The following is a 16,991-nucleotide window of genomic DNA, read 5'->3' as shown; positions in this document are numbered from 1 at the left end:
GGTCAGGGTCGTTGTCAGTGCGGCACCCTACCGTCGTGGGCATGGATACACAGGGGGTGCGCTGGACGGCGGATCAGGTGCTGGCTCTGGCTCCTGACGACGCCTCACGCAGAGCGGGTGGCAAGCTCGGCACGGCAGGGCCGTGGTCGGGCGCGGGCAGCAGCGGCGACGGGGCCGTCTGGGGTCTGTGCCGGGGCAGCGGCAGCAAGCCGTACCGCACGGTCGTCGACACCGCGGGCCCGGCGTATTCGTGCAGTTGCCCCAGCCGGAAGTTCCCGTGCAAGCACGCGCTGGGGCTGCTGTTGCTCTGGGCCGAGGGCGAAGAGGCCGTGGGCGGCGGCGACGCGCCGGACTGGGCGGAGCAGTGGCTGGAGGGCAGACGCAAGCGCGCCGAGGGCGCGCGGGCGCGCGAGACGGAGGGTCCTGGCCGGGCGGCCCCCGCCGATCCCGAGGCCGCGCGTCGCCGGGCGGAGCGCCGGGCGGCCCGGATCACCGCGGGCGCGGAGGAGTTGGAGCAGCGGCTGACCGATCTGCTGCGGGGTGGCCTGGCCTCGGCCGACCAGTCCGGATACGGCCTGTGGGAGGAGACCGCGGCCCGGATGGTCGACGCCCAGGCCCCCGGACTCGCGGGCCGGGTCAAGGAGTTGGGCGCGATACCGGGCTCGGGGCCCGGCTGGCCGGTCAGGCTCCTGGAGGAGTGCGCACTCACCCACCTCCTCGATCGTGCCTGGCTCTCCGTCGACCGGCTCCCCGCCCCGCTGGCGGCGACGGTCCGCACGCGGGTGGGCCTGACCGCGCCGGCGGAGGGCACTTCGGTGCGGGACCGCTGGCTGGTACTGGCCCAGTACGACTCCACGGACGGCAAGCTGACGACCCGTCGTATCTGGGTGCACGGGCGGGAGACCGGACGCACCGCGCTTCTCCTCTCTTTCGGGGCGGCGGGGCGCGCGCCCGAACTGGCCCTTCCGGTAGGTGTGGTGGTCGACGCCGCCCTCACCCTCCACGCGGGTGCGGGCGCGCTGCGGGCCGAGCTGGGCGAGCGGTTCTCGGCGCCCGCCCCGCTCGACACCCCGCCCCCGGGCGGCACGGTCGGTGACGCGCTCACCGCCTACGGCCTCGCCCTGCGCGAGGACCCCTGGCTGGACTCCTGGCCGGTGACGCTGGCCGATGTCGTCCCGATACCGACGGACCACGGCTGGCAGCTGGCCGACGCGGCGCCGGTCACGGGCGGCGGCGAGGCGCTGCCGCTCAGCGGTCCCGCGCTCGGGCGGCCCGGACTGTGGCGGCTCGCCGCGCTCTCCGGGGGCGGGCCCGTCACCGTCTTCGGGGAGTGCGGGCACCGCGGGTTCACCCCGCTCGCCGCCTGGTCCGCCGACGCCCCCGGCGAGACGGTCCCGCTCCACTGACTCCGTACGACCGCCCGACGACAGCCTGGAGGACCTCCATGGACGCCTGGGAAGAACTCGTCACCTCGGCGCTGCTCGGCACCGACCGCCGGCCGCCCGCGCTCCTCGGGGCGGCGGCCGGGGACGCGCCCGTCGCGCTGCTCGACGCCGCGGCGCGGCACACCGTACGGCGTAGGGCGGGGCTTCGGCCCGGGCCCGCCGGAGCGGTGCCGGAGCCCGCGTCCGAGGACGCCCGCAGGCCCCTGCCGGAGCCCGCCCGCCACCGGCTGGCCCAGCTCCTCGCCGGCCGCGCCGCGGCGGCTCCGTCCGGGGGGCGGCGCGGGGCGGCGCCCGACCTCGCGGAGTTGCTCCCGCAGTGGCTCGCCGCCGCCAACGAACACGGCTACAAGGCACCGGCCTCGGCCCTGCCCGCCCTTCTCGACGCCGCCCGAGCCCGTACGGATCTGCGGCCCCAGGCCCTGGTGCTGGCCGGACCGCGCGGGCTGTGGCTGGCCCGGCTGAACCCGGAGTGGAAGTTCGCCCTGCGCGGGGCGGGGGGAAGCTCCGCGCTCCCGGACCCCGGGGACGGCCAGGCGGTCCGGGAGCTGTGGGAGGAGGGCCTGTTCGCCGAGCGGGTCGCGCTGCTCGCGGCCGTACGGGCCGAGGACCCGGCGGCGGCCCTGGAACTGCTGCGTTCGACGTGGACGGCCGAGCGGGCCGAGGACCGACTGATGTTCCTGGACTCGTTGCGAGCCGGACTCTCCGGCGCGGACGAGGAGTTCCTGGAGACGGCCCTGTCCGACCGCAGTCGCAATGTGCGCTCGACGGCCGCCGAGCTGCTCTCCGCGCTGCCCGGCTCGGCGCTCGCGGGCCGGATGGCGGAGCGCGCCTCGTCCTGCGTCTCCCTCGACCGTACGGAAGGGGCCGAGACCGTCGTCGTCGAAGCGCCGCACGAATGTGACGAGGAGATGCAGCGGGACGGGCTGGTACCCACCCCGCCGGCGGGCCGGGGCGAGCGGTCGTGGTGGCTGGGCCAGCTGGTCGAGGCGGCGCCGCTGTCGTGCTGGCCGGCGCGGTTCGGGGGGCGGACGCCCGAGGAGATCGTCGCCCTGCCGGTGGCCGACGACTGGCAGGCGGAGCTGCACGCCGCCTGGTGCCGAGCGGCCGTCCGGCAACGGGACGCCGCCTGGTCCCGGGCCCTGCTCGGGACCCCGGCCGCCCCACCGGCGACCGGCCCCGGCATCGCGTCGCTCGCGGAGCGGGCGAAGCTGCTCTCGACGCTCCCGGACGAGGAACGGGCCCACTGGGTCGCCTCGTTCATCGCGGCGCACGGCCTGTCGGAGGCGTTCCAACTGCTCGGGGTGTGCACGGTGCCGTGGGCGGAACCGCTGGGCGGCGCGGTGATCGACGCCCTGGACATCGCCCGTGAGGCGGGTAGCTACCCCTGGAGCTTCAGCGGAGTGATGGGCCTGGCGGAACGCTGCCTCTCCCCGGACGCGGCACCCCAACTGGAGTCCCTGACGGCCCTCCCCACAGAACAGGAGGACGCCTCCCCAGGAGCCGGCGGCTACTGGTCCGAGGCGTTCCAACGCCTGGTGTCGACGCTGCGCCTCCGCGCAGCGATGCGAGCGGAACTGTCCCCTTGACCCGGCCGCCCGCCCGCCGTCCAGCGGAAGGCACGGTCCGTCGGTCGCGACGGCACCGCCGCTGCGCGGCTCGGCACCCGGGTGGCCTGGCGACCCCGCGCCAGGCTGCCGGGAACACCCGGCGGCCCGGGGCGGCCCCCCTCGCCCCCGTCACCCTCCGTCGCCGGACGGCTACGCCGCCTCGCGGACGTTCGCGTTGACCCAGTCGACGATCGACGCCGTCGTCGCGCCCGGGGTGAAGATCTCCGCCACGCCCTTCTCCTTCAGCGGTGCGATGTCCGCGTCCGGGATGATGCCGCCGCCGAAGACCTTGATGTCCTCCGCGTCGCGCTCCTTCAGGAGCTCCAGGACCTTCACGAAGAGCGTGTTGTGCGCGCCCGACAGGATCGAGAGGCCGATCGCGTCGGCGTCCTCCTGGATCGCCGTGTCCACGATCTGCTCAGGCGTCTGGTGCAGCCCCGTGTAGATGACCTCCATGCCGGCGTCGCGCAGCGCACGCGCGATCACCTTGGCCCCGCGATCGTGGCCGTCGAGACCCGGCTTGGCCACCACCACGCGGATCGGACCGGTCACACCCATCACTGCCTCCACATGCGACCCCCGCGCCTATCTGCCGGGGAGGTGAACGAACGTTATCGCCAGCATCCCGCACGCGCCTGTTTCGCGGTGGGCAGCGAGGGGGAAATCACACGGTGGGACATTGTTCGCTCTGCGCCGGACCCTCCCGGGCCCTCCTCCTGGGCCCACCAGCCGCAAACGGGTCGTGCGCAAGGGAGCCGCAACGGGGTCGTCGTACCTCCGCGCCGTCAGCCGCACGGCACGGAGGTACGACGCACCGCAGTACCGTTCGGCGCCCGCGTGCCGTTCGGGAGGTCGCCCCATGGAGCTCACCAAGGTCACGACTGCGCTGAAGGCCAACGCCCTGGAGCTGGCGATCCTCACCGGCCATCTGATCCTCTACCCCTCCGGGATCGTCCCCGAGCGCCCCGGGCCCGCCCGGAGCCCGGAAGACGCGGAAAACCCCGGCGGCCCGGGAGCCGGCGCCGAACGCCCGGTCGTCCTCCTCCACGGCTTCGTCGACAACCGTTCGGTCTTCGTCCTCCTGCGCCGCGCCCTCACCCGGCACGGTCGTCGCCCTGTCGAGTCGTTCAACTACTCTCCGCTCACGTTCGACCTCCGCACCGCCGCCGACCTGCTGGGCCGCCACGTGGAGGCGCTCTGCGCCCGCACCGGCCACCACGAGGTCGACATCGTCGGCCACAGCCTGGGCGGCCTCATCGCCCGTTATTACGTACAGCGCCTGGGCGGTGACGCACGGGTGCGCACGCTGGTCATGCTCGGCACCCCGCACGCCGGCACCACCGCCGTCCCGTGGGTCGGAGCCCATCCCCTGATCCGCCAGATGCGCCCCGGCTCCGAGGTGCTGGGGGAGCTGGCCGAGCCCGCGCCGGGCTGCCGTACGCGCTGTGTCAGCTTCTGGAGCGATCTCGACCAGGTGATGGTCCCGGTGGAGACCGCGCGGCTCGACCACCCCGATCTGCTGGTGCACAACGTGCGCGTCAGCGGGATCGGCCATCTCGCCCTGCCCGTCCATCCGACCGTCGTGGCCGGGATCCTGCAGGCCCTCGACGACGAGGACACGGCCGGCGCCACGCCCGGAGCCGAGCCCGGAGCCGCGTCCGTGGCGTGATCCCCCGCGCCCCCGCCCCGGCGCGCGACCCGGCGCACTTCTCGGCACACGAATGCCTGACGGGCCGCCAGGAGGTGTCTGTTCTTCGAACGTTCCTCGAACACAGAGCCAAAGCTCTTCCCCGAGCCCACCGAAACACGGCCGATTGCCCGTTTCCTGCGGACCCAGAACCCTTCGAAGATTGTCGCTTGCGTATACCGCCGGGTACAGTCGCGCCACTGCTTAACCCCGGGACACCCCTCTGCGGGCCCGCCCCGGACTGGTCCTGCCGCCGAGGCGAGAGAGAAGTTGGTGAACGACCAGCACCCCCACGCCGGGTACGTCGGAGACGACGCCCACAGCACCGGCGGCTTCGCCACGGACCCGCTCTTCGGCGCCCTCCCGGGCGACTACGAGGCGGGCCACAGCGGCCAGTACGACACCACTCAGTGGAGCGGCAGCCACCAGTGGGACGCCGGCACGTACGACGCCTACGTCGCACAGCAGCCGATGACGCAGCAGTACGACACCACGGGCCAGTACGACACCACCGGTCAGTACGCCACGACCGGCCAGTACGACACGACCGGCCAGTGGGACGCCACCGCCTGGAGCGAGGCGCAGCAGACCGGGCAGTACGAGACCGCGCACTTCACCTCGTACGACACCACCGGCCAGTGGACGACCCCCACCTTCGAGACCGGTACGTACGACGCCACCGCGTGGAACTACGCCGCGCCGGAGCAGGACGTCCTGGTCGCCGACCCCGTCGTTCCGCAGCAGTACACCCCCACGTACGACTTCGTCGCGGAGCCGCAGGCCGAGCAGGCGGACGAGCAGCCCGTAGAGCTCCCCGTCGAGCACACCGCGCAGTTCGAGGCCGTCACGCAGGACGAGACGTACGACGACCCGTACGCCGACGGGTTCACGTACGAGTACAGCTATGAGCCCCCGGCGGAGTCCGAGGAGCCGGCCGTCGAGGTCCTCACGGAGTCCGCGGCCACCGCGACGGCCACCGCCGCCGCCCGCCCGGTGCGCCGTTCCTCCGGTGGCAGCCGCGGCCGACGCCGTACGCCCGCCAAGCGCTCCGCGCTCCTGACCGTCGCCGTCCCGTCCGCCTGCGTCATGGGCGTCGCCGGGATCGCGGCCGCCTCGGTCGGCGGGCTCGCCGACGCCGACACCAAGGACGACACGACGACGCTCGCCGCCGCCGACCCCGCCTCGGTCAAGCCGGTCGCCGCCAACAACGAGTTGGACACTCAGCTGGCCGCGCTCAGCGCCGACGCCCGCGACTTCGGCGACCGCGCCAGCCGCACCCAGGAGCGCATCGACCTCAAGGAGCGCCAGGAGGCGGAGCGGAAGAAGCGCGAGGAGGAGGCGGCCCGCAAGGAGGCGCTGCGTCCCAAGTTCGCGCTTCCGGTGAAGCTGCACGAGCTCAGCGCGCGCTACGGACAGGCCGGCGTCAACTGGATGTCCGTGCACACCGGCATCGACTTCCCGGTCCAGTACGGCACCAAGGTGATGGCCGCGACCGACGGCACCGTCCGGACCCAGTACAACAGCGCCTACGGCAACATGGCGATCGTGACCGCCGCGGACGGCACCGAGACCTGGTACTGCCACCTGAGCAGCACCAAGATCCGCTCGGGCAAGGTCAAGGCCGGTGACGTCATCGCGTACTCCGGCAATTCCGGCAACTCCACCGGCCCGCACCTCCACTTCGAGGTCCGGCCGGGCGGCGGGGCGGCGATCGACCCCGAGGCGTGGCTGCGCGGCCACGGCCTCAGCCCCACCGGCTGACACAGTCGTACGCATGCACGGGAGAGGGCCCCGGCCGAACAGCCGGGGCCCTCTCCCGTATCCGTCCTACAGCTTCTCGACCGGCGCGTACCGCAGCAGCAGCCGCTTGGGCTTCTCGTCGCCGAAGTCGATCGTCGCCTGCGCGTCGGCTCCGACGCCCGTCACCTGCATGACCGTGCCGAGGCCGAACTGGTCGTGCGTGACGCGGTCGCCCACCTGGAGTGCGATCACCGGCTTGTCGGTGGTGCGGCGGGTGGCGAAGCCCGAAGGGCCCGAGCGCGCGCGGGAGGAGGAGAGCGACGAGGTGATCCCCGAGGTCGGCCCGGCCGGCTTGACCATGGGGCCGGTGCGCTTCCACTCCAGATACGTCGCCGGAATCTCCTCCAGGAAGCGCGAGGCCGGGTTGTACGAGGGCTGGCCCCAGGCGCTGCGCATCGAGGAGCGGGTCAGATACAGCCGCTCGCGGGCGCGCGTGATGCCCACGTACGCCAGGCGCCGCTCCTCCTCCAGCTCCTTGGCCTGGCCGAGCGCGCGCATGTGCGGGAAGACGCCGTCCTCCATGCCGGTCAGGAACACCACCGGGAACTCGAGGCCCTTGGCGGTGTGCAGGGTCATCAGCGTGATGACTCCGGACCCCTCCTCGTCCTCGTCGGGGATCTGGTCGGAGTCGGCGACGAGCGCGACCTGCTCCAGGAACTCCGAGAGGGTCCCGCCCTCTTCTCCGCGCTCCTGCTCGAACTCCAGGGCCACGGCGGCCAGTTCCTGGAGGTTCTCGATCCGGGTCTCGTCCTGCGGGTCGGTGGAGGCCTGCAGCTCGGCGAGGTACCCGGTCCGCTCCAGTACGGCTTCGAGGACGACCGCCGGGCCGGCGCCGGAGTCGACGACCGTACGGAGCTCCTCCATGAGGGTGTTGAAGCGCTTGACGGCGTTCGCGGAGCGGGCCGCCATGCCGTACGCCTCGTCGACCCGCTTCAGCGCCTGCGGGAACGTGATCTTCTCCCGGAGGGAGAGGGCGTCGATCATCGCCTCGGCGCGGTCGCCGATGCCGCGCTTGGGCACGTTCAGGATCCGGCGCAGCGGGACGTTGTCCTCGGGGTTGGCGAGGACGCGCAGGTAGGCGAGGACGTCGCGGACCTCCTTGCGCTCGTAGAAGCGCACACCGCCGACGACCTTGTAGGGCAGGCCGACGCGGATGAAGATCTCTTCGAAGACACGGGACTGGGCGTTGGTCCGGTAGAAGACGGCGACGTCGCCGGCCTTCGCGTCGCCCGCGTCCGTGAGCCGGTCGATCTCGTCGGCGACGAACTGGGCCTCGTCGTGCTCGGTGTCGGCGACGTAGCCGGTGATCTGCGCGCCCGCGCCCGCGTTGGTCCACAGGTTCTTGGGGCGGCGGCTCTCGTTGCGCTCGATGACGGCGTTGGCGGCGGAGAGGATGGTCTGCGTCGAGCGGTAGTTCTGCTCAAGCAGGATCGTCGTCGCGTTCGGGTAGTCCTCCTCGAACTGGAGGATGTTGCGGATGGTCGCGCCGCGGAAGGCGTAGATCGACTGGTCCGCGTCACCGACGACGCACAGCTCGGCCGGCTCCAGGTCCTCGTAACCGGTGCCGACCAGCTCCCGTACGAGGGTGTACTGGGCGTGGTTGGTGTCCTGGTACTCGTCGACGAGCACGTGGCGGAAGCGGCGGCGGTAGTGCTCGGCGACGTCCGGGAACGCCTGGAGCAGGTGGACCGTCGTCATGATGATGTCGTCGAAGTCCAGGGCGTTGGCCTCGCGCAGCCGCGCCTGGTACATCCGGTACGCCTCGGCGAGCGTCTTCTCGAAGCCGTCGACGGCCTGGTCGGCGAAGGTCTCCTCGTCGATCAGCTCGTTCTTCAGGTTCGAGATCTTGGCGCTGAAGGACTTCGGCGGGAACTTCTTCGGGTCGAGGTCCAGGTCGCGGCAGACCAGCGCCATCAGGCGCTTGGAGTCCGCGGCGTCGTAGATCGAGAAGGAGGACGTGAAGCCGAGCTTCTTCGACTCGCGGCGCAGGATGCGGACGCAGGCGCTGTGGAACGTCATGACCCACATGGCGTTGGCGCGCGGGCCGACGAGGTGCTCGACGCGCTCCTTCATCTCGCCGGCGGCCTTGTTGGTGAAGGTGATCGCCAGTATCTGGCCGGGGTGCACGTGCCGGGTGGCCAGGAGGTGGGCGATGCGGTGGGTGAGCACCCGGGTCTTGCCGGAGCCGGCGCCCGCGACGATGAGCAGCGGGGTGTCGGTGTGGACGACGGCTGCGCGCTGCTGTTCGTTCAGCCCCTCCAGGAGCGCGGCGGCGTCCACGACGGGGCGGGCGGCTCCGTCGCGGTAGTACGCGTCCCTGGCCGGCGGCGCGTCGAAGCGCCCCTCGAAGAGGTCGTGCGGGACCTCCTCCGCGGCCGGGGTGCCGTGGGCGTGGTGCTCGTCGTCCTCGGGCGGGGGCGGAGGCTCCTCCGAGGAGTGGTTCTGGAGGCTCGCCAGGAAGCTGTCGTCAAAGAGGCTGCTCATCGCTTAACGAGTCTAGGCCGCCGCACCGACAGCCCGCCGCCACCTCCCGAAGTGACCGGAATCTTACGGAGGGTGACAGTCCGCTTCAGGTCACGAAAATGTATCGGGCATATCGAACATCGGCCTTCACAGCCGCCCCACGGGTTGGCTAGCGTGCTCGCCCAAGCAGCCCGTCCCCTCCGGCGGCGAATCGCGCCGAGCGGGCCGCCCACGCCGATCCGGCCCTGTCCGAAGCCAGTTGGGCCCGCACATGTCGGCGGCCACGGAAGGAGATGCCGGTCTTGGCGTCCCATCGCAAGCCGCGCAGCACACGTCCGCACTCCCCCGCCGTCGGGGTCACGACGGCCGCCATCGCCTCCGTCACGCTGCTGTCCACGCAGAGTGCCCAGGCCGCACCGGCTGCACCGGCGAAGCCGACGGTGGAGGAGATCCAGAAGAAGGTCGACGACCTCTACCGGCAGGCCGGCACGGCCACGCAGGAGTACAACCGGGCCAAGGAGGCCACCGACCAGCAGCGCCGCAAGGTCGACCGGATCCTCGACGACGTGGCCAAGCGGACGGACTCGATCAACGAGTCCCGCCGCGCGCTCGGCTCGTACGCGGCGGCGCAGTACCGCGCGGGGGCGGTCGGCCCGACCGCCGCGCTGATCTTCGCCGACAGCCCGCAGTCGTACTTCGACCAGACCCACCTCATGGACCGGCTCTCCGAGCGGCAGCGCAGCGCGGTGGCGGACTACGAGGGCAAGCGCGCCGCGGCGGCGAAGCAGCGGGCGGAGGCGACGAAGAGCCTGGAGACCCTCACCGAGTCACAGGCGACGCTGCGCACGAGCAAGCAGACCGTCCAGCGGAAGCTGGCGGAGGCGCGGACGCTCCTGGCCCGGCTGACGGCCGAAGAGAAGGCCCGGCTCGCGGAGCTGGAGCGCAAGCGGGAGGCCGAGGCGCGGCGCAAGGCGGAGGAGCGGGCGAAGGCCGAAGCGGCGGCCAAGGCCGAGGCGGAGGCCGAGGCCGAGCGGCGCAGGCAGGAGGAGGCGCCCCAGGAGCCGGCCGAGCCGCCGACGACCGGAGGGTCGACCGGCTCGACGTACGCGGCGAAGGCGGAGAAGGCGCTGGCGTTCGCCCGGGCCCAGATCGGCAAGCCGTACGTATGGGGCGCGACGGGCCCGAGCTCGTACGACTGCTCGGGGCTGACCCAGGGCGCCTGGAAGGCCGCGGGCGTCGACCTGCCGCGCACCACCTGGGACCAGGTGGAGGTGGGGACCCGGGTCGCGACGGCGGATCTGCTCCCCGGCGATCTCGTCTTCTTCTACGACGACATCAGCCACGTCGGCCTGTACATCGGCGGCGGCAAGATGATCCACGCGCCGAAGCCGGGTGCCAACGTCCGCGAGGAGTCGATCTACTACATGCCGATCTACGGGAGCGTGCGCCCGGCCTGAGCCGTCTCGTCAGGTCCAGAGCGTGGCGATGAAGATGTTGGCCACGGTCAGGCCGCCGACCGCGCCGAAGAGGCCCTTGGCGACCTTCTCCTCGTCCCGCTTCACGTACACGAGGGCGAGGATGACGACCAGGACCAGCAGCTTGATGCCGACCTTCAGGTTGTTGACGGCCTGGTCGTCCGCCTGGTTGAGGCCGACCAGGGCGACGCCGGTGATCAGCATCGTCAGCGCGCCGTGCAGCATCGCGGGGGTGAAGCGGGCCGTACCCGCGCCCATCGCCTTCATCTGGGTGAGGAATCCGCCGAGGAGCGAGGCGATACCGATGATGTGCAGAGCGACGAAGACATTGATGAGTACGTCCATGGGGCGGAGCCTAACCGGACCGTAGCACCGCTGTTCGGCCGGGTCCAGCCGGTCCGGCGCATCGGTCAGGGGCGGGCCGGAATACGGCACCCACCCGCCGCCCGCGGCGGAAGCGAACGGTCCCGGAGCGCCAACTGGCGCCAATAGCGGTCAACTCCCCTCGCCGCCGCGACGCCGAGGTTTAGCGTCCTCCCCCAGGTGGCCGGCTCCCCACCACCGTCGGTCCTTCCGGCGGCAGTCGGCCGCCCCCGCCGAGAAATCCGGCGGTGGGCCGTCTCCCCTGTGCGGTCCATCGCCGGACCCGGCGGGCACCGACCCCCACAGGGAGAGGATGTGACCCGCCCTCGTGGCAGCTCACCGGAAGCCCAGGAACTCGCCCCTCGGTGGTCAGGCGGCACGGACCGCCGCCACGCTCGCCCTCGCCTCCGCGGCCACGGCGACCGTCTTCGAGGGCTCCGGGCACGCCGAGCCCGGGCTCACCCCCGCGCAGGTCAAGGCGAAGGTCGACCGGCTGTACCAGGAGGCCGAGGTGGCCACCGAGAAGTACAACGGGGCGAAGGAGAAGGCGCAGGAGGCGCGGGGCGCGCTCGACCGGCTGCGCGACGAGGCCGCCCGCAGGACCGATCGCCTCAACACCGCCCGCGCCGGGCTCGGTTCCATGGCGGCGGCGCAGTACCGTTCCGGCGGCCTCGATCCGGCCGTCCAGCTCGCCCTGACCTCCGACCCGGACCAGTACCTGGCGCGGGCCGCGCTCGCGGAGAAGGCCGGGGACCGGCAGGCGGCGGCGATCGCCTCCGTACGGCGTGAGCTCGCCGGGATCGGGCAGCTCCGCGCCGAGTCGACGGAGCGGCTGACCCGGCTGCGCGGTCACGAGGCCGAACTGCGGCGGCAGAAGACGGCCGTGCAGGGCAAGCTCGCGGAGGCGCGGACGCTGCTGGCTCGGCTGACCGCCGTGGAGCGGGCGCGGTACGAAGCGACGGCGGCCGGTGCGGGGCGGAGCGGTACGGGCGGGGCAACGGGTGCGGCCGCGGACCGGGCCGACCGGGCCACCGTGGCGAGGGGTCCGGTCACGGCGCCGAACGGCCGGGCCGCCCAGGCGATCTCCTTCGCCAGGGACCAACTCGGCAAGCCGTACGTGTGGGGGGCGACGGGCCCTTCGGGGTACGACTGCTCGGGCCTGACGCAGGCCGCCTGGCGCTCCGCCGGGGTGTCGCTGCCCCGTACGACGTACACGCAGATCAACGCCGGGCAGCGGGTGTCGCGCTCCGAACTGGCCCCGGGTGACCTGGTGTTCTTCTACTCGGGCATCACCCACGTCGGGCTGTACATCGGTGGCGGGCAGATGATCCACGCGCCCCGGCCGGGCGCCCCGATCCGGATCGCGCCGATCGACGAGATGCCGTTCGCCGGGGCGACACGGGTGGCGTGAGGGGGAAATCCCTTGACCTTTGGATAGCGGCGCTATCTACTATAGGTAGTGCCGCTATCCAATCGTGGAGAGGACAAGCCGTGCCCACGCTCCCCTGGACCGTTCCGCACCCGGCCCGCCCCGGCACGGAGGCTCAGGTCATGGCCTCCCGCTTCGAGGTGCGCTCCCTGAAGGACGTCCCCCGTTTCTTCCTCCGGTCGCTCAGCGCCTGGCGGCAGGTGAAGTCGGCGCCGGGCGCCCTGGGCGCCTCGCTGATCGCCCAGCCGCTGAAGCGGACCTTCTACACGCTCTCGGCATGGGAGGACCGCGACGCCCTGTACGCGTACGCCCGCGCCGAGCCCCACCGCTCGATCATGAGCGGACTGCGCTCGACGATGCGCGACTCCACCTTCACCTTCTGGCAGGTACCGGTGGAGCAGCTGCCGATCGGCTGGGACGAGGCCAAGCGGCGACTCGCCGACGAAGCGGCGAAGAAGCCGGCCTCCTAGGAGTCGGCTCGGGCCCGGACGGCGGCCGCCTCAGACCAGCCGGCGGGCGGTCGCCCAGCGGGTCAGCTCGTGGCGGTTGGAGAGCTGCAGCTTGCGCAGGACCGCCGAGACATGCGACTCGACCGTCTTCACCGAGATGTAGAGCTGCTTGGCGATCTCCTTGTACGCGTACCCCCGGGCGATCAGCCGCAGCACCTCACGCTCCCGCTGGGTGAGCCGGTCGAGGTCCTCGTCCACCGGCGGGGCGTCGGTGGAGGCGAAGGCGTCGAGCACGAAGCCGGCCAGTCGCGGGGAGAAGACCGCGTCGCCCTCCTGGACACGGAAGATCGAGTCGACCAGGTCGGTGCCGGTGATCGTCTTGGTGACGTAACCGCGAGCGCCGCCCCGGATCACCCCGATCACGTCCTCCGCCGCGTCGGAGACCGAGAGGGCCAGGAACCGCACCGGGTCCTCGGGCGCCGCCATCAGGCTCGCGCAGCGGCGCAGCACCTCGACCCCGCCGCCGCCCGGCAGGTGCACGTCGAGCAGGACGACCTCGGGGCGGGTGGCGGTGATCACCGTGACCGCCTGGTCGACGTCGGCGGCCTCGCCGACCACCTCGACGCCGGTGACTTCGGTCCGGCCGATCTCGGCCTGCACGCCCGTGCGGAACATCCGGTGGTCGTCGACGAGCACGACCCGCACCCGGCGCTCCGTGGTCTGCGCCCCCGTCGTCCCGGTCCCGGTCTCGTCGCTCATGCGTCCGCCCTCTCCATCTCGAGCTCCACTTCGGTGCCTCCGCCCGGCACGGACCGCAGCCGGGCCGAACCGCCGTTGCGCTGCATCCGGCCGATGATCGATTCTCTTACGCCCATCCGGTCGTCGGGCACGGAATCGAGGTCGAAGCCGGGTCCCCGGTCCCGAACGGAGACGAAGACCGTGCGGCCCTCGACCTCGGCGTAGACCTGCACCGCCCCTCCCTCGCCACCGTACTTCGCTGCGTTGACCATCGCCTCGCGCGCGGCCTGCATCTGCGCGGCCAGTTTCTCGTCGAGCGGGCAGTCGCCCACGACGACGACCTCCAGCGGGACGCCGTGCTTGTCCTCGACCTCGGCGGCGGCCCTCTTCACCGCCTCGGCGAGGGTCTCGGGCTCCTCGCCCTCGTCCTTGCCGGTGCCCTCCGGCTTGTACAGCCAGTTCCGCAGCTCCCGCTCCTGGGCGCGGGCGAGCCGGCGCACCTCACCGGGCTCGTCCGCGTTGCGCTGGATCAGCGTGAGCGTGTGCAGCACGGAGTCGTGGACATGGGCCGCAACCTCGGCACGCTCCTGGGCGCGGATGCGCATGGTCCGCTCCTCGGAGAGGTCCTGCGACATCCGCACCAACCAGGGTCCGGCGAGGAGCGCGATGCCGGTGAGCACCGCTATCGCGGCGGTCAGCGCCGTGCCCAGCTGGGCCGCTGAGCCTCTGACCACCATGAAGACCGTCAGTCCCATGCCGACGAGGGCGACTCCGGCGAAGCCGCGGGCGAGCTGCAGGGTGCGCCGACGGCGGCCCGTCTCCGTCCAGCTGGCCCGGCGGGCGTTGTCCGCCTGCCGCCACACGAGCACCACGCCGACGCCGATCAGGAGCGTCGGCCAGACGTAGCGGTCCGTCTGATTGCCCCAGTCGATGTTGCCCGCGAAGATCGCGGCGCCGATCGCCAGCGCGATCAGCGCGAAGACCTGGCCCCGGTCGGGCTTGCGCAGCCTGCGCCGGCCGTCGGGGGTGGTCTCGAACACGGGCCGGGGCGCGGAGCGGCCGCCGACGCCGAGCGGGACGACGATCCAGAAGACCGCGTACAGCAGCGCGCCGAGGCCGTCCGCGAGGAGCAGGGCCGCGAACAGGGCACGGACCCAGACGACGGGCAGCCCCAGATGTCCCGCGAGGCCGCGCGCGACACCGCCGAGCCACCGGCCGTCGGCGCTCCGGTAGAGCTTGCGCACGGGCGGTTCGTCGGTCTCGGTGACGCGGGCGGCTGCTGGCATGGACCGATCGTCACATGTGCGGGCGGGCGTGGACATCAGGGTCGGCCCTGAGATCGCCCCTAGGAAGCGGCCCCTAGGAGCTTCTCGGGGTGGATCGCCCGCCGAATATCAGGGTCGGGCCAGGGTCGGCCCCGGTGCCGCGGCGGGGCGGCGGCCGTCACCATGGACGCATGACGAGTTCGACGCCTTCCCACCACGAGGCCCCGCCGCCGGCGGAGGCCCCGCCCGTCGTGCCCTTGCGGCGCTCGCGGCGGCACAAGGTCGTGGCCGGTGTGTGCGGCGGCCTCGGCCGGCACTTCGATCTCGATCCGGTGATCTTCCGGATCGCGGTCGGCGTGCTGTCCGTGACCGGCGGCATCGGGCTGATCTTCTACGGCTTCGCATGGCTGCTCCTCCCGCTCGCGGGCGAGGAGGAGAACGAGGGCCGCAGACTGCTCTCCGGCCGGGTCGACGGGGCGGCGCTCGCGGCGGTGCTGATGGCGCTGGTCGGCTGTGGCATCTTCCTCTCGATGCTCGGGAACGGCGGGACGCTGGCGTTCGCGATGATGCTGTCGATAGCGGTGTGCGGCGCCGCGGTCTGGTCGCAGCGGCGCATGCAGGCGGTCGGCGGTGACGCCGAGGGCCGGATGGACACGGCGACCGCCCAGGCGGTCGCCGAGGCGCCGCCGGAGGCGAAGGCCCCGCCCCTGCTGGAGTTCCCGTCCTGGTGGAAGGACCCGATAGTCAAGGACGGCTCGACCGGCAGGATCGCCGTCGGCTATCTCTGGGGCCCGCACGGGGTGGTGGACAAGGACGGCCGGCTCGAGAACGGCGAGATCCCGGTGCCCGGCAGCCAGTGGGGCACGGACCGAGCGGACGCCGGGCGGCGGCCCGTGGCGGCGGCGGTCCGGCGCGGCCCGCGCTCCATCGGCGGCCTGCTGTTCCTGCTCGCGCTGCTGGCCGGCGGCCTCGGTACGGGCCTGTCCTGGGAGACCCATCCGCTCGGGACCAGCCTGCAGATCGGACTGGTCGCCGCGCTGGGCGTGTTCGGCCTCGGCCTGGTGGTCAGCAGCTTCCTCGGCCGGACCGGTTTCGGCACGATCTTCCTGACCGTGGTCACCGCGGGTCTGCTCGCCGTGGCGGCGGCGCTGCCGAAGGAGATCTCCACCGACTGGGCCCGTACGACCTGGAAGCCCGCGTCGGTCGCCGCCGTACAGCCCCGCTACGAACTGGGCACGGGCGTCGGCACGCTCGATCTGTCCCGTCTCGCGATCCCCGCCGGGACGACGGTCGACACCGAGGCCGAAGTCGGCGCCGGCAAGCTCGAAGTGATCGTCCCGAAGAACGTCACGGTGAAGCTGCGGGCCCAGGTGGGTCTGGGCGATCTCCAGCTGCCGCAGCAGGCACCCGGCGACATCGACATCGCGCCGGACCGCGACGAGACCCGGACGCTCGCCCCTCCGGAGGGCACCGCCCCGGCCGGAACGCTGGACCTCTCGCTGGAGGTCGGTCTCGGACAGGTGGAGGTCACCCGTGCTGCTTCATGAGTTCCGTCCCGGCCGGCTGATCGCCGGCGCGACCGCGCTCACCCTGGCCGTCCTCTACGCGGGCGACGCGGCCGACGCCTGGGCGACCCCCTGGTACGGAGTGCTCCCGATCCTCTGCGGCGGCCTGGGCACGGCCGCCCTCGCGACCTGGGTCGCCTACCGCCTGCGGCGCCGCTCGGCGAGGACGGCGTCGAGCGAGAACATGGAGGCGCCGGCGAGCACGAGCGGCAGCCAGGACATCAGGTAGGCGAGGTCGTTCCCGTAGTAGTACGGGTCGGTCTGCCAGCTCACGGTCAGCCACAGGCTCAGCGAGATCAGCGCGCCGCCGAGCGCGGCCAGCCGGGCGAGCAGGCCCACCAGTGTCCCGATGCCGACGGCGAGCTCGCCGAAAGCGATGGCGTAGCCGAACCCGACGGGGCTGTTGAGCGCCAGATCCACGAGGGCGGGGATGGCCGAGGTGTCCCGGACGCCGCGCATCATCTCGCCGATGGACCCGCTGCCGGTGTCGGACATGAAGGCGGAATCGGTGAGCTTGTCGAGCCCGGCGTAGATGAAGGTGATCCCGAGGAAGAGCCTCAGCGGCAGCAGGGCGTAGCGCGAGGCGGATTCCTTCCACCGGGCGACCCGGCCGGATCCACCCGGGCCGCCGTAACCGCCGTAGCCGCCGCCTCCGCTTCCGTACGCCCCGGTCGTCCCGTGCATTCGTTCTGACATCGCCGGCCT

Annotated in this window: 15 protein-coding genes; 9 read left to right on the top strand and 6 right to left on the bottom strand. The window is 72.6% G+C overall.

What is annotated here, in order from left to right:
- The first annotated feature begins 41 nt into the window (after positions 1 to 41).
- Positions 42 to 1,406 carry an SWIM zinc finger domain-containing protein gene (locus ACFV9D_RS14680; RefSeq protein WP_385145286.1) on the top strand — a complete coding sequence of 455 codons (1,365 nt, stop codon included), beginning with the start codon at positions 42 to 44 and terminating at the stop codon, positions 1,404 to 1,406.
- 38 nt (positions 1,407 to 1,444) lie between these two features.
- Positions 1,445 to 3,031: a DUF5691 domain-containing protein gene (locus ACFV9D_RS14675; RefSeq protein ID WP_385145284.1), complete on the top strand. Its 1,587-nt coding sequence runs from the start codon at positions 1,445 to 1,447 to the stop codon at positions 3,029 to 3,031.
- A gap of 171 nt (positions 3,032 to 3,202) precedes the next feature.
- On the opposite strand, the gene ACFV9D_RS14670 is transcribed toward ACFV9D_RS14675, so the two are convergent.
- Entirely contained in the window at positions 3,203 to 3,610 is a 408-nt protein-coding gene (locus tag ACFV9D_RS14670) for a cobalamin B12-binding domain-containing protein (protein WP_385145282.1), read from the bottom strand.
- A gap of 301 nt (positions 3,611 to 3,911) precedes the next feature.
- On the opposite strand from ACFV9D_RS14670, the gene ACFV9D_RS14665 reads away from it, so the two are divergent.
- Both ACFV9D_RS14665 and ACFV9D_RS14660 read left to right on the top strand, forming a co-directional pair.
- Positions 3,912 to 4,721: an esterase/lipase family protein gene (locus ACFV9D_RS14665; protein WP_385145280.1), complete on the top strand. Its 810-nt coding sequence runs from the start codon at positions 3,912 to 3,914 to the stop codon at positions 4,719 to 4,721.
- Between the two features lie 291 nt (positions 4,722 to 5,012).
- Positions 5,013 to 6,500: a M23 family metallopeptidase gene (locus ACFV9D_RS14660; RefSeq protein WP_385145278.1), complete on the top strand. Its 1,488-nt coding sequence runs from the start codon at positions 5,013 to 5,015 to the stop codon at positions 6,498 to 6,500.
- A gap of 66 nt (positions 6,501 to 6,566) precedes the next feature.
- Here ACFV9D_RS14660 and pcrA read toward each other — a convergent pair whose 3' ends face one another.
- Positions 6,567 to 9,023 carry a DNA helicase PcrA gene (gene pcrA / locus ACFV9D_RS14655; RefSeq protein WP_385145276.1) on the bottom strand — a complete coding sequence of 819 codons (2,457 nt, stop codon included), beginning with the start codon at positions 9,021 to 9,023 and terminating at the stop codon, positions 6,567 to 6,569.
- 272 nt (positions 9,024 to 9,295) lie between these two features.
- Here pcrA and ACFV9D_RS14650 point away from each other — a divergent pair, with 272 nt between their 5' ends.
- A complete protein-coding gene (locus ACFV9D_RS14650) occupies positions 9,296 to 10,459 on the top strand; it encodes an NlpC/P60 family protein (RefSeq protein WP_385145274.1) in 1,164 nt (387 codons plus the stop codon).
- Between the two features lie 9 nt (positions 10,460 to 10,468).
- Here the strand turns inward: ACFV9D_RS14650 and ACFV9D_RS14645 are convergent, their stop codons facing one another.
- Positions 10,469 to 10,822: a hypothetical protein gene (locus tag ACFV9D_RS14645; protein ID WP_385145272.1), complete on the bottom strand. Its 354-nt coding sequence runs from the start codon at positions 10,820 to 10,822 to the stop codon at positions 10,469 to 10,471.
- Positions 10,823 to 11,168: 346 nt separating this feature from the next.
- On the opposite strand from ACFV9D_RS14645, the gene ACFV9D_RS14640 reads away from it, so the two are divergent.
- Both ACFV9D_RS14640 and ACFV9D_RS14635 read left to right on the top strand, forming a co-directional pair.
- Entirely contained in the window at positions 11,169 to 12,251 is a 1,083-nt protein-coding gene (locus ACFV9D_RS14640; RefSeq protein ID WP_385145270.1) for an NlpC/P60 family protein, read from the top strand.
- Between the two features lie 80 nt (positions 12,252 to 12,331).
- Positions 12,332 to 12,739, top strand: coding sequence for a DUF3291 domain-containing protein (locus ACFV9D_RS14635; protein ID WP_385145268.1), 408 nt, complete (start codon positions 12,332 to 12,334; stop codon positions 12,737 to 12,739).
- Positions 12,740 to 12,769: 30 nt separating this feature from the next.
- On the opposite strand, the gene ACFV9D_RS14630 is transcribed toward ACFV9D_RS14635, so the two are convergent.
- The gene (locus tag ACFV9D_RS14630) at positions 12,770 to 13,477 is read right to left on the bottom strand and encodes a LuxR C-terminal-related transcriptional regulator (protein WP_385145266.1); all 708 of its coding nucleotides are present in this window, start codon (positions 13,475 to 13,477) and stop codon (positions 12,770 to 12,772) included.
- Positions 13,474 to 14,742, bottom strand: coding sequence for a PspC domain-containing protein (locus ACFV9D_RS14625; RefSeq protein WP_385145264.1), 1,269 nt, complete (start codon positions 14,740 to 14,742; stop codon positions 13,474 to 13,476). Before ACFV9D_RS14625 ends, ACFV9D_RS14630 begins: the two co-directional genes overlap by 4 nt.
- Before the next feature lie 170 nt (positions 14,743 to 14,912).
- Between ACFV9D_RS14625 and ACFV9D_RS14620 the strand changes: the two genes are divergently transcribed.
- Positions 14,913 to 16,268 (top strand): PspC domain-containing protein, encoded by a 1,356-nt coding sequence (locus ACFV9D_RS14620; protein WP_385145263.1) that lies wholly within the window; start codon positions 14,913 to 14,915, stop codon positions 16,266 to 16,268.
- Entirely contained in the window at positions 16,255 to 16,515 is a 261-nt protein-coding gene (locus ACFV9D_RS14615) for a hypothetical protein (protein ID WP_385145262.1), read from the top strand. Before ACFV9D_RS14620 ends, ACFV9D_RS14615 begins: the two co-directional genes overlap by 14 nt.
- Here ACFV9D_RS14615 and ACFV9D_RS14610 read toward each other — a convergent pair.
- Complete coding sequence (locus tag ACFV9D_RS14610) at positions 16,425 to 16,970, bottom strand: DoxX family protein (RefSeq protein WP_385145328.1); 546 nt, start codon at positions 16,968 to 16,970, stop codon at positions 16,425 to 16,427. The two genes, ACFV9D_RS14615 and ACFV9D_RS14610, sit on opposite strands and share 91 nt — an antisense overlap.
- Between the last annotated feature and the right edge of the window lie 21 nt (positions 16,971 to 16,991).

The organism is Streptomyces sp. NPDC059875, assembly GCF_042731085.1.
Classification (GTDB): domain Bacteria; phylum Actinomycetota; class Actinomycetes; order Streptomycetales; family Streptomycetaceae; genus Streptomyces.
The sequence above is the reverse complement of the archived record's forward strand: the minus strand, read 5'-3'. Positions and strand labels throughout refer to the sequence as shown.